Origin of the sequence: Paenibacillus xylanexedens, from assembly GCF_017874615.1 — a bacterium.
GTDB lineage: Bacteria > Bacillota > Bacilli > Paenibacillales > Paenibacillaceae > Paenibacillus > Paenibacillus xylanexedens.
Map to the genome: position 1 here is coordinate 12,935 of NZ_JAGIKV010000019.1, position 14,657 is coordinate 27,591.

Consider the following 14,657-nt stretch of genomic DNA (forward strand, 5'->3'; position numbering starts at 1 on the left):
CAAAACGGGCATATGTGGAGCCATTCCATCATGTTATAGAAGTAAACGCTTTATTTATTAATTAGGATATATAAGTTGAACTAAATTTACACGATAACGGAGAGGACAGATCTTAGTTCAACTTATATAGTTTCTCTGATGGGTTTACATATGATGAAGGGTGGTGGCAAGCTTGGATCGACGTTTGTTGGAAGATGGACTTGCGATTATCGTTTCCAGTCGGGAACGTACAGGAGATCTGTGGCACGCCCATTATGGGGCGGGTGCGATTGCGGCATATTTTTGGTTACGGGAAAATCGTCTCACTGCCCTTGCCGCCGGCAGTGTTACGGCCGAAGCAAAAGCCATGCTTCGCCAGCATGGAATCAGCCCTGGTCAGACCTCTCCGATTGGTGAAATGATGCCCAGGGAAGATGCCGAAGTGCGTATTACGGACGCATTGGATCGAACGATTGGAGAGCTGCACTGGGTTGGACACCAGGCCATCTACGGGGCAATCAGTCTGAAAGCTATTCGCGAACTGGATGGATGGGGTACTGCAGAGGATATTGGTCGGCTGGTTGAACTGATCGATTCATTCGATCGAACCATCCCGGGAAGATCCTGGATGAACACAACGATGAAAGAAATTCGCAGTCTGAAGCTGGAAAAGAGTGATGGTTTCCCCGAGATCGAAGATCCAACACAGTTGTCACGCCTGATTCTGGATGAGCTTGGTGCGTTCCAGACCATATATCACGCGGAAGCACATCATGATCTAATTGGTCATATGCTCACCTACGGACATGCGCTTAACATATTATATGAATTGGGTTATCCGGCATTATTCCACAAAGGCATTCCGCCTTTCCTTACCATGGTGAAGGCACTACGCTTAAGCCGAGATGTGGATATTGAACAGGAGATGCCGACATTGCAATCACCCGTAGACCTGCTGCCACTGGAACGAGCAGAACGATCAGTGGCGCTCCCTCATGAACTGGAATATTGGCTCACCGACAGACGTTCCCGTGACTGGAACGGAGGTCATGTATTCAAATTCCCGTTCAGCTTCTATCACCACGCCAAGAACGGGGAGCCCGTACCGGAAACGTGGGAGAACTTTCGTTATATCATCGCGTGAGATAAAACATACATTCTAGAAGGGGTGTCCGTCATGACGGACACCCCTTCTAGGCATTATTCTGGTCTACCGAATTATGGGCAACCTGAACCTTTTTAACGGGGCCAAATTTCAAGGATAAAAAGGATCAGCATGACTCTGGACACCAGCATGTATGGTGATTTTCGTACGAGCTGACGCGCTGCCCATATTCCCCAAGAACTCATAAGTGCAATACTCCCCCAGAACATCCATAAGGAGATGCCTTCTGGCGTAAATAGAAAGGACAGCTTGGGCAGTCCCCTGTTGCCAGCCCCCAGAAGAACAGTGGTCATATAGACGAGGGCGAGGAAAAGCAACTCGAAGAGCAGGGTTTGCAGCCAGAAATAATAGATGTTGAACACTCGTAGCATGATGACTGTGATCAGGATGAACAGGATACCAACGGATAAGAATGTTGCCGCGGTCCATCCAATGAGAGATGTTGTCACAACATCTGTTTCCTGATATAAAATGTACATCGCCAACGCATACATAGCGGGACCCGCCATATAACTGGTGACAGCAATCCAAAGATAAAAGAAATACCTCTTTTTCATGGTCATATCCATCCTTTATTGTTCGTAGGATTTGAAAGCTACTTATGTCATATAAACATCATCAGGATGAGTTTGGTTGGACTATCGATAGGAGTTTCTCTCGAGAAATCGGCTTTTAACCGCCCCGGACACGACTACATTCATACGTAATTCATCCCGATTACCATCAGCACGAGTGGGGAAAGGCGGTAAAATGGTATTATCGGATCAGCAGCAAGGAAGACACACCGACAGCTCATACGCTAACGTACAGCCGGCTAGGGGGCCGGTTTTTTAATTCGGTGATTGCATCCTTGCCCTGATCGGGTATTAAAGACTAGATATATAAGTTGAACTAACGATTTACACGAGAACGAAGAGGACAGAAATAACCTGAAGAAGCGGAGCTAAAAGCTTTCTGCAAGAAAGCTACTTCGGAAGCATACACTGCGCCTTTATCCACGGATTTCTACCTTTATATAAGTGGATCAAGAAAATCCGGGGATAACAGCGATCGGAAGGTTGTTCTGTCATCGGAGTGGCAAGTGTAAATATTCTGTAGTTCAACTTATATAGATAACAGGAGGCTACGTGATATGAAAACAGTATTGTATGTTCCACTGGATGATCGTCCAGCGAATCTGGATGATGTGATTGTGCAAGGGAAAGCAGCCGGTATCCATATCGTTACACCGAACCTGAGTGATATTAAGAATCGTCTGGACTCGGAGAAAACCGTAGATGGCACAACGCTGCTCGGCACCTCCACGCCGGTGTATGGTAAACCGTCCAAGATTCACGACTTTATTCTGAAACATGCTGCCAAGGTCGACGGATTCATTATCTCATCCGATATGCTCGCTTATGGCGGTCTGATTGGCAGTCGTCAGCTCCGCGGAGATGGAGGCGGTGCCTATCCAGAATACGATGAGGAAACCACTTCTTTGCTGGATGTGATTCGCGTGATCAAGCAGAAATACCCACGCAAACCTGTATTCGTAATGGACACCATCATGCGTTTGGCTACGACCTCGTTTGCAGATGGCTTGGCGCTTGATGCATATAATGAGTCCCGTGCGTTGATGCAGCAGCCACGTCAGACATACACTGAGTTTGAGGATATTATCCAAGGTTATAACCTGTCCCCGGATGGAGTGGAATATGGGACAACGACCTATTTTGATAAAGAACAGTATTACAATACAAGACAGCATAAATTCAAAACAAATCTGTACATTCTGGATCAGCTGGCTCGCACAGGTTATATCGATTTCCTTGCAGTTGGAGTCGACGATGCTAACACGCAGGGTGTTCAGATCAATGAAATCAAATATGTAGAAGCGCGGATCAATGAATGGTTGGGTGGAACCAATGGGCAAAATCCGGATCGTGCTATCATCTTGCCGGATGCAGATGGTTTGGGGCACGCTTTGGTCGCTCGCATGGCTAACCAGTTGTTCCGAGGCGGCGCGAGGACACGTTACGCAGTGAAATATTTTGGTCCTCACGGAAACTCCATTATTAACACGTATGAATACATGGATGTACACGAGAATGTGGTTCGTCATGTGGATATTGTAGGTGGTGTGCTTGTAGCGGATTCGGCATATCCTGAACCGGAGGTGGTGACGGATGTGGGTGCTGGCTTGGAAAATGAACAGCTAGTGGCTGTAGCAGCCGATCAAGTTGTCCCGTTTGACATGACCTCCGAACTGGATCGTATGACCAAGGGTCATCCGGGAAATTCCGGAGAGAACACAGGCATCGACATTGAGATTATTGCCATTACGGCTCTGGATCAGGTGCAGGCTGCGTTGGAGCAGTTGACGCTGAATAGTGAGCAAGGTCTGCCTTCGGTATTGATTGATTTTGTGGGTAAAGGACCAGCGAATGTCGATGTTGCCGAAGCATTGCTCAACAGTCCATATACCGGACGGGTTCTGGGATACAGTGCATGGAATACACCAGGTAACAAGATCGGTATTGCTGTAGGTATGGGGCAGTCGAGGTACGCATTGATCACAACAGAGAAGCATGAGCATAAGTTACGAGATGCTATGAATGCGCATGGCTCGCTGTTGTTTAAGCGTTTTCTGAAGGATTACTACTACAAAGCGGTAGCGATTGCAGACATCCGCACATATTCCCGAGCCCATGCGCTGTATACCAACGTGGCTACCCTTTCGGATCAAAATATGTTGCTGTTCAACTCGGAGGAAGACTATGCCCATTTGCAAACATTGCTCCGTGATTTGATGCAGACTTATACCACGGCGCTTGCGAATAAAACAGCCTTCCAGACAGGCAATGTGGCGATTAAGCAGATCTGTAATGACGAATTGTCCTATGCGACGTATGGCAGTGCGCTGCTGGAATATGGAAATCCTGATTTCATCTGGGGGCGTGCATTTGAGATTACGTTGAACCCGCAGGTTACGCTGAACTAAACTGTTATCTCACCATGGGCTCCTCATGTTTGGGATCATCACTGGTATGACTGTACTGCTTAATCTCGCCATTGTTAAAAATGATATATTGATACTTCGCTTCGAGTTCATCCGCGAATGTTACGGAGGCACCGTAAGGTGCTTCAGAACTTTTTGAGGAGTAAGTACCTTGTACTTCGATAAGCTGTTCGGGTGAGTAACCTTTCTGTTCAATCAGGTAAGTGGTTACCTGTTGTTCAGCATCATTTTTCTTGAGCGGATTACCAAGCAGTCCGAAGTAAGCCCAGCAGGATATCCCGAGTATAGATGCTAAGATGACAAGTGAAGTGATCTTGAATGTTTTACTCATAGGTATTTCTCCTTCTTTTACGTAAGCGACAATGAATTTGATAATGAAATTTTAATATATTTGGATAAATTTATCAATTAATTGACCTTAAAGCTTACTTAGGTATTCGTTAAAATGATGATTCCAGAATCGTCTTTTTTCCACCCGAACGTCTCCCTTAATCGCACCGAAGTCGTACGTAACACCATCCGCGCTAGGAATGAAAGGGTGTAAGATTGTATTATCGGATCAATAACAAGGGACGCACCGAAAGCACATACGCTAATGTACAGACCGGCCAGGTGGCCGGTCTTTTTGATGCGGTGAATGTAGTCCCGTTACTGGTTCGATAGCAATACAGACTCTGAGTTAAAAGGGGGAGTCTACTGCTGCTGCATTGTCGCTGCACGGTGTGGGCAGATCTCAAACTTGCAGCCAAAGGGGGCGAAATGAATGTGTCTATGAGAAATAAAATTAGCACTGCCATGAGCACCAGTAAAATGAGTACGCTCATTAAAAAAACGCTGAAACAGAAGCTCGCGGTACTTGTTCCAGATTGGGACGGTCGTGTGCTGGATGTACCTGGGCCAGGCGAAATGTTGGCCGGGCCTTGTGCAGTCGTTGCGTTTGCCGAAGAAGTGCCGAAGTCTGCCTGGGCGGGATACCGAAGGATTATTAAAATCTCACCATACGCTCGCCCGGAAGATGGTGGCGCTGAACAAGTGGAAGCTTGGTCAGCTGATCTAATCGAAGGGTTGCACCAGGTAAGACTGGTGGATGAAGCAGGTGAGGCCTTAACTTGCATCTATTTGGGTTCTTCAGATAGTGACCGGGTGGATGCAGGGTCTGGAATGTTTACGCGCAGTCTGCGGTTCGGAGTGTATGTTCCCGAAGACTCGGGAGTTGTCCTCGCTGAAACAGGGGACGCGTGGCTAGCTGCGCTTCAAGACTGGACACAGTCGGAACTTGGTTCGAACTGGTCGGTATATGGTGATGCCTGGCCTGGAGGATATGAGATGCCGTCTGTGTTATGGCGATTGGCTGGATGCAGCACGTCTGTGGCGGGCACTTCGGCATTGGAGGTTCGACAACAGTGGATTGGGCATGTGCTAACCGATCATCCAGTGCTAACACGTCAGACCGTTACCCGGTTGGCCCGGCAACTTGCAGTGCAATCTCGTCTTGCCATCACTGAAACGGATGGCGAAGAGCACGAAGGTAACACGCGATATATCACAGTGGATGAAGTCACGGCAGATTTACAGACGGATGCGTATTTGAATGGTCAGATTCGCCTGACGTTGCAACAGCGGATTCGTCGTCCGGGTACGAATGTACCTTTCATTCGTGAGATTTACCATAGCAAAGGTATGGAGTAAACGTTAGCCCAGAGGAACCTTCTATTAGAGGTTGTTCAAAAAGCCCGCTTTTGATTACAAAGGATGCCTAATGGCATCATCAGCATCGAATATGGAATTCAGCCGAATAAGCATAAGCTTACGAAGTATGTTTCCTTTGGAAACATTGTAGTTGCTCACGTAGTTTTCCCTACGCTCTGCTACTCCATTTCTAACTTCATCCCATCTTCTCGGTACTGAAAACCGATCTTTTTGAACGTGCACTTTTAAGAGTGGTTCCAGATTATAGCTTTGAGATGATTGATATAGCTTCAACATTGTAGCTTCAAATTCATAGGTTCATAGGATCGAAAATTCATAGATCAAGCTTAAAGATCAACGATTCACGAAATTAGTAGTCCAACAAATGAGGTGAGATGGCCATGGCAAGCTCAGTGAAAAAAAGTAAACAGACAGCCCCGCGGTATACACGGGCAGAATTGATGAATCATGCAGAAGCCCTCTTTGCCGTTAAGGCAGAGGTGCTGTACGGTGCGCTGTACGAAGCGGCGCAAGAGACGTTTTCCATAGAAGAAACGCAAGAACGAATTAACCAATTTATGAAAGCGAAGGTGAAGGGATAATGGCAGGTGGAACTTGGGAGCAAACGAATCGTCCGGTCCTTCCGGGCTTATATATGAATTTTCAGGCGGCTGCATCCTCGGCCATTCAAGCGGGTACGCGGGGAACGGTCGTTGTGCCAGTCAAGGCCAACTGGGGTCCTGTGGGGACTTTTGTTGAAGTAGGGAGCGAAGCGGCGATTGAACGTATCTATGCGGCGAATGTGCTGGACAACGGTACGGCTTATACGTCCTTGAAGCTCGCCCTGTTGGGTGGGCCGAAGAAGTTGCTCGCTTATCGGGTAGCAAGTGCTGCGGCCAAAGTAGCCACGCTTACCTTGAAGGACAGCAGTGATGCCAATGTGCTGCAACTGGACGCGAAGTATCCGGGAGATCGTGCAAATAGATTCTACGTCACCATCCAGCCAGGTGTGATTGATAATACGAAGCATGAAGTGCGTCTCTTCGAAGGTAACCGGATGTTGTATGCGCTCCTGACAGCGGATATTACAGCAGCTTCTCTGGCAAAAGAGATTAACGCGGATGAACAAAATGTCTGGGTAACGGCTCAGGCAATTGGCGATGGTGCAGGTGTAGTTGCAACAATTGCGGGTGCGGCATTCAAAGGTGGCGTAAGTGGCAACGATGACCTGACCAATGCAGAATACATTGCTGTACAGGGTGCGCTGGAAGGGGAGCAATTCGACGTCTTGGCTTTGGATCAGGCGGCTGATGCACCTCTGCTTGCTAGTTTTGCGGCATGGGTGAAACGTGTGCGTAGTGAAGGTAAACCGGTGGTGGCTGTATTTGGCGGTTCCGCAGCGGACGATACCTCTGCTACAGCAGCACAAAAAGCGACAGCACGTTCGCTTACGCTCAATCATGAAGGTGTGATTAATGTTGGTACAGGCGTTCGCCTTGGAGATGCTTTCTACAGCTCGGCGGAAACGTCCGCCTATGTTGCGGGACTGATTGCCGGACAACGTCTGAACCAATCCACAACCTATGCAGCTACTCCGTTCGATGATGTGACACGTCGCTGGACGCGTGCAGAACAGGAGCAGGCAGTACAGAATGGCGTATTTATTTTCTTCCATGATGGACGTCAGGTGAAAGCACTTCGTGGTGTAAACACACTGGTAACTCCGGCCGCTGGACAGAATAATGCATGGAAAAAAATCCGTTCCATTCGTGTGTTAGACGCGATCAACACGGATTTGCAACGATCCGCGGAAGATACGTATATCGGTAAAGTGAACAATACCGAAGAGGGTCGTCAAGCACTGATTAGTGCCATGAAGGCCTATTTGGCGCTGCTCGCACAGAGCAATGTGATTGAAGCGGACAGTTATGATGTCATTCTCGATCCGGCATATTACGGCGCGGCACCAGTTCTCAAACCGGAAGCAGATCAGGTATTCCTGCAATGGAATGTGAAGCTGACGGATGTGATGGAGCAGTTGTTTGGTACATTTTACGTGCAATAAGTTTGTGCGAGGAAAGAACCGTTTTCTAGAATAATTACTATATGTTGAACTGATGGTTTACACGATAACAGCGATCGGAAGATTTTTCTGACTGTGGAGTTATACCATGTAATATTTATTAGTTCAACCAACCCAAGGAGGAAAATATATGTTGGATGCGTCAAGAGTAATTCTCGGTACCCATGGTCAGTTGCATATCGATGGTGTGTGGCAGACAAACATTAACAAGTTGGAAGCGAGTGTGGAGATTGAAAAGCGTGAGCTGAATCTGGTCGGTAACGACTGGAAAGTACACAAAAATGGCGCGAAAAAAGGAACAGGCACGATGACCGGCTACAAAGTCACTTCGGATATGATCCAGCGCGGTTTCACCAAATTCGAGATCATTTCCAAGCTGAACGACCCAGAATCATATGGACATGAGAGTGTATTGCTGAGAGGTTGCATGGTGGACAAAATCCAGCTTGCCAACTGGACAGCGGGTGAGGAAGTACCGGAGGAAACGGGCTTTACGTTTGAAGGGTTTGAATTGCTGAATCCGATTGTGGCGAACTAAGCTTTGAAATAGGCAAGTGATTGAGCTAGTTTGCTCAAGCGTGATTGCAGAGTTACTTCATATAATATGGACACCAATGCAGGCCGAGATGATCTCGGTCTCTTTGTTGTCTCTACAGGCTTGGAAGCTTGCATAGTTAAACCCATTTGTGAAATGAGAAGGAGATTACCCCCGATGAGTATGAATGAAAATATGTCCGAAGAACAGATTTTGGATCAGTTGTTTGAAGCAGCAGAACGTTTGCCAGAGGAGAATGTGCGCATTCAGCGTCTGGATCTGCTGTTGACCTTGCGTGGACTGACGTCTTCCAAAGTGGATCACATTCGCGAACGCTGTACCATTCGAAAAACGACCAAAGGCCGCACCGAGGAAAAGGTGGACACCGAAACGTTTAACGCGCTGCTCATTTCCGAAGCAACCGTAAAATTGAAAGTCCGCAGCTTGGAATTGTCCGGCTGGGGTGACACGCGTATTACCGGCCGCATGAAGCTGTCTGGTGGCGAACAGGCGGTACGTCGTATGCTTCTCGCGGGTGAATTGGATGCCGTAGGTGATAAAGTGCTGGAGCTGTCCGGCTTCGGTGTGGAGATTGAAGACCTAAAAAACTGATTCACTCCGGCGGGATGACCACGTTCCTGTATCACATGTGGGTGCGTCATCATCTCCGGCCCGGAGAGTTCTGGTCTTTGCCACGCGGGGAGCGCTCGCTGTTGATTGCGTTCTCGGAAGAAGAGATGGCAGCAATAACCTCGCAAATGAATCGATAACGATATAAGGCAGGAGGTGAAAAAATGGCAGAAATGATTGTAGGTTTGTCTAAATCTAATGCGGAAATGCGGACAACCCTTCGTTATCTGGATCAGATCCAACGCTCAACCGAACGTCTGGGCAGAGTTCGTTATCAGAGTCTGATTAAGGTGAACAATGAACTGAGAACGACCGGACGCAGGTTGGAGCATATTTATAGTATGGCTGTGCGAATCAGCAGGCTGCGAATTACACCGACGATTGGGTTGATTGATAAGCTCAGTCCTGCACTGGATCGCGCATGGGCGAAACTGAATAGTTTCAGGGACCAGTTGGTTACGGCTTCGGGAACAGTATCGTTTGAGGTTCGGCAGAAGATCGAAGTGGCGATGGGCAAAGGTGGGCCAACTGGCCCAACTATGGCTGTCATGATCCAGAACAACAAAAACATTACTAACAATACGAAGGAAGAAGAACCTAAAAAGTGGTGGGAAAACGTACTTGCAGCGGTCCAAGCATTCAATGATTTGAAGGATGCAGCCTTTAATGTAGGAGATATTTTTAAATTGTTCAAAAAGAAAAAAGAAGAAAGTCCTGCATCAGATCCAACCAGAAGTCCAGCATCCAAATGCTGCTGTTGTACAGGTGGAAAGATGGGCAAGAACCGTAGAGTTCGTTCACCGAATGCGGATGGTGGTGGATCAGATCGTGGAAGACGAAATTACCGAAGTGGTAGAAGGTCTAGTAATCGTTCGAACCGGGGCCCATCACCAGTACCCAATCCTGTACCTGATACTCCGACTCCTCCGGCCGATCGCAACCGTAATAGGGGAGGCGGTAGAAGAATACGAGGAAGCGGTAGATTAGGATTTGCGGATGGTGGATTGGGATCTTTAACCGACATGCTGGCTGGTAATGGATTGATGGATAATTTAAGTAGTGGCTTTGCCAAAGGAGCAAAAAGGTTGCTTGGACCCATCAGCATGCTTGCTGATGTGGCAAATGTAGCGACAGCACCACCGGAAGAACGTGGCCGAGCTGTAGGTTCTATGATTGGCGGCACAGCAGGTACTGCGATTGGTAGCGCCATCGGTAGCGTTCTTTTGCCTGGCATCGGAACATGGGTTGGTGGTGCAGTAGGTGGTTGGGCTGGAAGTGCAGCAGGCGGCTGGATTGGAGATAAAGCGAAGGATATTGGAAACTTTATGTCTAGTGCTACCGAGGGTGTAGGGGATGCTTTGTCGGGTGCAGCCGATTATGTCTCTGAGAAAACAAAAAAAATCACCGATGGCATATCCGGCTTCTTTGGATTTGGTTCTAAAAAAGAAGAAAAGACTGTCTCGGCAGCAACGGTGGCTGCACCGTCTCCAGTTGCAACAGGCCCGCAGATGGCACCTGCCTATATGCCACCGGCACTGACCATGACAGGCCCAACGGCATATATGAACAGCAAAGTCGGTCAGCCTACATCTGCTGGATTCATGGGAACAAGCATGATGCAGAGCCAAGCGATGGCGCTTGGTAACGGTGCGCAGACGAATGGAAAATCGTCCACGATGACGGTACAGATATCTGAAGACCAGATGAGCAGTCTGTCCGGTTACTTGAAGGATTTCAAAACCGAAACTACCAATCAGATTGCGATCAATATTCCACCAGGTGCGGTGCAGGTGACCGTGCGCGAAAATGCGATTGATTATGACGCAGTTTCTCACCAGGTGGGGCAACGGATCTCTAACGAGTTCCGCCGTGCGATGCAAAATCGCAAAACAATTATGGCCTAAGCAGAAAGGAGGCCGCAGATATGTCAGTACTTGAAGATAAAGTTGGTCCTAACAAAATGTCATTTACGTTGAAGGACGGCAACACTCCATTTCAATTCCCAGTGAACCCTGAAGAAGTTAATATTTCCAGGTCTAAGGGATATGAAACGGTCAATATGTTGGAGCATGGCGAGTTTGATTTTGCACAAGGGGAGAAGGTGAAGGAGATCACCTTCTCTTCTTTTTTTCCCAAAAGATTTGATCCGTCCTATTGCATGGATGAAAAATCTTTTCTAGATCCACGTGTGGCGATGAATGTGCTGAACACCTTTCTGATCTCCAAAAAGCCGCTGCGTTTCATCATTTCAGAGACGGGCGTGAACGTGCCTGTTTTTATTGTTTCGCTTAATTCGAGCTTTCGTGGGGGGGAGACAGGAGATATTTACTTCGACCTGACCCTGCGCACATGGCGGGATTCCAAGGTGGAGAAGGTGGGTTCTGCCGCATCTGGGAGCAAGTCAGGTTCTCGTACGGATTTGAAAAAGTCTAGCAAGACCTACACTGTCAAATCTGGCGACTCCCTGTCCAAAATAGCAAAGCTTGAGCTGGGTAGCAGTTCCAAATGGAACGAGATCTACAAGCTTAACGCAAAGATCATCGGGAGTGATCCAAACCGGATCAAGCCCGGACAAAAGCTGGTGATGCCATGACCTACAAGGTCATTGTCGACGACAAATATGACATCACCAAGCTGGTGGAGACGATTACACTGAAGGACTCGCTCGACCAGATTGCTTATCAGGCCAACATCCGGCTGGCGGTGTCTGCGTCTTCCGGTCTGCCTTTGATCTCACCGGGTATGGCGGTGCGGATTAGCGGGGTTCCTTTTGGCGAAAAATCAATGGTTCACTTACTGCATCCTGCGGTCATCTGGGAGGTGGAAAGCTCGAACAGCGGCACCAAGCGGCTGTCCCTCACGGTGTACGACCGGATGATTTATCTGGAAAAATCGGAGGATGAGTTCCTGTGGCCGAAGGATCAGACTGCTACGCAGCGACTTAAAACCTACGCCAAAGAGTGGAAGATTCCATATGCTACGCTGCCGGAAACCAAGACAAAGCTGGGCAAAGCCGTGTATCGGTCACAGACGATCTTCTCGATGATGTTTGCCGATCTGAAGGAAACGGCCAAGTCTGGCGGGGAAATGTACCATCCACGGATGACACCCGGCGGGTTGCAACTCTTCCAGGTGGGAAGTAATGCAAAAGTGTATGAGCTGGATCGACTGATTGATCTAACCCAGATGCGTACGCTCGAAGGGGCAGTTACCAAAGTTAAAGTGATGGCAGCGTCGGAGTCTACGAGTGGCAAAGAAGTTCCTTCCAAAGTGCTCGCGATTGAGCAGGATAATGTGGAAGAACTGGGTACATTGCAAAAGCTGGTCGAGGACGATCAGGTGAAATCGACAACCGCGGCGAAAAAACTGGCGAAAAGTCATCTGACGGGTATTCAGGAGACCTTTACGATATCGGCACCGGATATCAATACGATTCGCGCCGGGGACGCAGTGTTGTTGAAAAGACTGACGCTAATCGTCATGTCGGTCAGCCGTGATCTGTCTGCCGGGCCTGGAACGATGACGTTGGAGCTTGGGACTGCTGAGCTAGTGAAAAGGAGGTATTACCTTGAATAAAGATGATCCGTATGGGCATTTTGCCGACGTCATGCGTGGTGCGATGAGCACCCATTCTCGTCAGGCCGTGAGCGGGCTGGGCGCGGTACTGGGTACGATGACCTCATCCGGCGTGAAGCTGGATGATTTCAAGCACGAAGTGCAGGATTATCTCGTGGCCGAGTTGCCGGGCACGCTTGGACTGCCGGAGCGCGAGGCTGCTGGCGCGATTTCCGGTATACCTGACGTGGCAAACGGCGGAACGACGGGCACGGGACGGTTTCTTTTGCAAGAAGAGGAAGTGGAAGAAGCGGTGTGGTCTCTTGGCAAAGGATTGAAAGCGGGAGATCGCGTACTGGCGATGCGGGTGAATGGCGGTAACGACATTGTGGTGCTGTGTAAGGTGGTGAGTGCGCATGCCTAGTTTGTTCCCGGAAACGGGTGTGGTATGGGGAGATGAGGAGGATCTGTCGGGGGCGGTTTCAGAAGAGGTACGCTTTGGACGGAGCTGGCGATTCGATTACGATTCAGGGGATTTTGTACTGACCCCAAGTGGTAAAGTCGCTGCGGCTGGTGGGCATGAAGCGTGGGTACAGTGGTGCATTAAGGCCGTCAAAACGCCAAGATACAGACATGTGATCTATTCCCGAAACTACGGTTCGGAGCTGGAGGATCTGGTGGGTCAGGGTGACAGCCGGGGTGTGATGGAAAGTGAGATTACTCGGATGGTGACGGAGACGTTGCTGGCTGATCCACGCACGGATTCGGTAGACCAGTTCACGTTTGATTGGAATCGGGAGCAGTGCATGTTCTCGTGTCGGGTGGCGAGTGTGCAGGAAGAGATGTTTATTCTGGAAAGTGAGGTGATCTGACGGGATGGCTGAGATTCCGCGTTATTTGGAGGACCAGACGGAGGAACAGATTATGCAGCGTATGCTGGATCGTCTGCCCGCGGATCTGGATAAGTCGGAAGGATCGTTTCTGTGGGATGCGGAGGCTCCGGTTGCGTTTATGCTGTCTGAAGCGGCATTGTGGGCGCAGGAATTACTTCGGCGAGGATTTGCTAGTACTGCGGCGAGCAGTGATCCGAATTTTCGTTCGGAAGAGCTGGATCTGCGGGCGGGAGAACACGGTATTACACGGCGGGCCGCGGTGGCGGCAAAGGGTGCTGTGAGGTTTGCTGGTACGCCGGGGAAAGTGGTACCTGCGGGTACGGTCGTGGCTACACTCGCGGATGAAGTATCTGCTGAAGCTTCGCTCGAATATGAAACGGTGGGGCGTGTGGAACTGGATGCAGAGGGCTCCGGGGTGGTAGGTGTGCGAGCGCTTGTTGCCGGAAAAGAAAGCAATGTGCCTGCGGGCACGGTAACTGTGCTGTCTACACCTGTAAGTGGCGTGACTTCTGTCACGAACGTTGAGGTGATAAAAGGCGGTGCGGATATTGAGGCCGATACGGCGCTGTTGGAACGCTTTTATGCCAAAGTCCGCAACCAAGGGACAAGCGGCAATAAAGCACAATATGTGCAATGGGCCAGTGAAGTGCCAGGTGTTGGTGCAACGCGGGTTATTCCGTTATGGCAGGGGCCAGGCACGGTAGGACTATATTTGCTGAACACGGACAAACGTGCTGCGGGTACCGATCTGGTTGCGGCGGTACAGAAGTACGTTGACCCCACGCAAGATGGACAGGGTGAAGGCGTTGCACCGGCGGGGCCAGTGGTGTCCGTGATGCCAGCCGAAGAAGTGCCGATGAACATTCAGGTGAAGCTGACGCTGGCAAGTGATGCGACACTCGCCGATGTACGAGCATTGATCGAACGCGGGGTGACCGCGTATCTGAAACAGTTGGCTTTTGCCGATCCACTCGTTCGTTACACCCGCATTGCCGCGATTCTGCTGGACATTCCGCCGATTATCGACTATTCGGAGCTGACCGTGAACGGTGTAAGTGACCAGAATATTGAGATGACCTCGAGTCAGGTCGCCGTGCTGGGGACGGTGGATGTGCATGAGTAGTGTT

At 49.3% G+C, this 14,657-nt stretch carries 15 protein-coding genes; 13 read left to right on the plus strand and 2 right to left on the minus strand.

All coding sequences use genetic code 11. From position 1 onward, the window contains the following. Positions 1-163: 163 nt before the first annotated feature. Positions 164-1,123 carry a hypothetical protein gene (locus tag J2Z28_RS21850; RefSeq protein ID WP_415841535.1) on the plus strand — a complete coding sequence of 320 codons (960 nt, stop codon included), beginning with the start codon at positions 164-166 and terminating at the stop codon, positions 1,121-1,123. 95 nt (positions 1,124-1,218) lie between these two features. Here the strand turns inward: J2Z28_RS21850 and J2Z28_RS21855 are convergent, their stop codons facing one another. Further along, on the minus strand, positions 1,219-1,701 hold the full coding sequence (locus tag J2Z28_RS21855) for a hypothetical protein (protein ID WP_211084278.1): 483 nt from the start codon (positions 1,699-1,701) through the stop codon (positions 1,219-1,221). A 575-nt stretch (positions 1,702-2,276) separates the two neighbouring features. Between J2Z28_RS21855 and J2Z28_RS21860 the strand changes: the two genes are divergently transcribed. Next, entirely contained in the window at positions 2,277-4,127 is a 1,851-nt protein-coding gene (locus J2Z28_RS21860; protein WP_211084279.1) for a DUF4127 family protein, read from the plus strand. Positions 4,128-4,131: 4 nt separating this feature from the next. Here J2Z28_RS21860 and J2Z28_RS21865 read toward each other — a convergent pair whose 3' ends face one another. Then, complete coding sequence (locus J2Z28_RS21865; RefSeq protein WP_211084280.1) at positions 4,132-4,476, minus strand: YfjL-like protein; 345 nt, start codon at positions 4,474-4,476, stop codon at positions 4,132-4,134. A gap of 434 nt (positions 4,477-4,910) precedes the next feature. On the opposite strand from J2Z28_RS21865, the gene J2Z28_RS21870 reads away from it, so the two are divergent. The 11 genes from J2Z28_RS21870 to J2Z28_RS21920 all read left to right on the plus strand — a co-directional run bounded on the left by J2Z28_RS21870 (position 4,911) and on the right by J2Z28_RS21920 (position 14,653). Then, positions 4,911-5,834 carry a hypothetical protein gene (locus tag J2Z28_RS21870; protein ID WP_211084281.1) on the plus strand — a complete coding sequence of 308 codons (924 nt, stop codon included), beginning with the start codon at positions 4,911-4,913 and terminating at the stop codon, positions 5,832-5,834. Positions 5,835-6,235: 401 nt separating this feature from the next. Further along, positions 6,236-6,436 carry a YqzN/YkzM domain-containing protein gene (locus J2Z28_RS21875; protein WP_017690177.1) on the plus strand — a complete coding sequence of 67 codons (201 nt, stop codon included), beginning with the start codon at positions 6,236-6,238 and terminating at the stop codon, positions 6,434-6,436. Then, the gene (locus J2Z28_RS21880; protein WP_211084282.1) at positions 6,436-7,899 is read left to right on the plus strand and encodes a phage tail sheath subtilisin-like domain-containing protein; all 1,464 of its coding nucleotides are present in this window, start codon (positions 6,436-6,438) and stop codon (positions 7,897-7,899) included. Before J2Z28_RS21875 ends, J2Z28_RS21880 begins: the two co-directional genes overlap by 1 nt. Positions 7,900-8,047: 148 nt before the next feature. Continuing rightward, positions 8,048-8,455, plus strand: a complete 408-nt coding sequence (locus J2Z28_RS21885) for a phage tail tube protein (protein ID WP_036611426.1) — start codon at positions 8,048-8,050, stop codon at positions 8,453-8,455. 174 nt (positions 8,456-8,629) lie between these two features. Then, complete coding sequence (locus tag J2Z28_RS21890) at positions 8,630-9,064, plus strand: phage tail assembly chaperone (RefSeq protein WP_017690174.1); 435 nt, start codon at positions 8,630-8,632, stop codon at positions 9,062-9,064. 182 nt (positions 9,065-9,246) lie between these two features. Further along, complete coding sequence (locus J2Z28_RS21895; RefSeq protein WP_211084283.1) at positions 9,247-10,986, plus strand: hypothetical protein; 1,740 nt, start codon at positions 9,247-9,249, stop codon at positions 10,984-10,986. 56 nt (positions 10,987-11,042) lie between these two features. Beyond that, entirely contained in the window at positions 11,043-11,675 is a 633-nt protein-coding gene (locus J2Z28_RS21900) for a LysM peptidoglycan-binding domain-containing protein (protein WP_076209869.1), read from the plus strand. Continuing rightward, positions 11,672-12,658, plus strand: coding sequence for an XkdQ/YqbQ family protein (locus J2Z28_RS21905; protein ID WP_211084284.1), 987 nt, complete (start codon positions 11,672-11,674; stop codon positions 12,656-12,658). The genes J2Z28_RS21900 and J2Z28_RS21905 overlap by 4 nt, the downstream gene beginning before the upstream one ends. Beyond that, complete coding sequence (locus J2Z28_RS21910) at positions 12,651-13,061, plus strand: hypothetical protein (protein ID WP_145320658.1); 411 nt, start codon at positions 12,651-12,653, stop codon at positions 13,059-13,061. The genes J2Z28_RS21905 and J2Z28_RS21910 overlap by 8 nt, the downstream gene beginning before the upstream one ends. Then, a complete protein-coding gene (locus tag J2Z28_RS21915; RefSeq protein ID WP_211084285.1) occupies positions 13,054-13,509 on the plus strand; it encodes a DUF2634 domain-containing protein in 456 nt (151 codons plus the stop codon). The genes J2Z28_RS21910 and J2Z28_RS21915 overlap by 8 nt, the downstream gene beginning before the upstream one ends. A 4-nt stretch (positions 13,510-13,513) precedes the next feature. Next, positions 13,514-14,653 (plus strand): baseplate J/gp47 family protein, encoded by a 1,140-nt coding sequence (locus tag J2Z28_RS21920; RefSeq protein WP_211084286.1) that lies wholly within the window; start codon positions 13,514-13,516, stop codon positions 14,651-14,653. Positions 14,654-14,657: the final 4 nt, after the last annotated feature.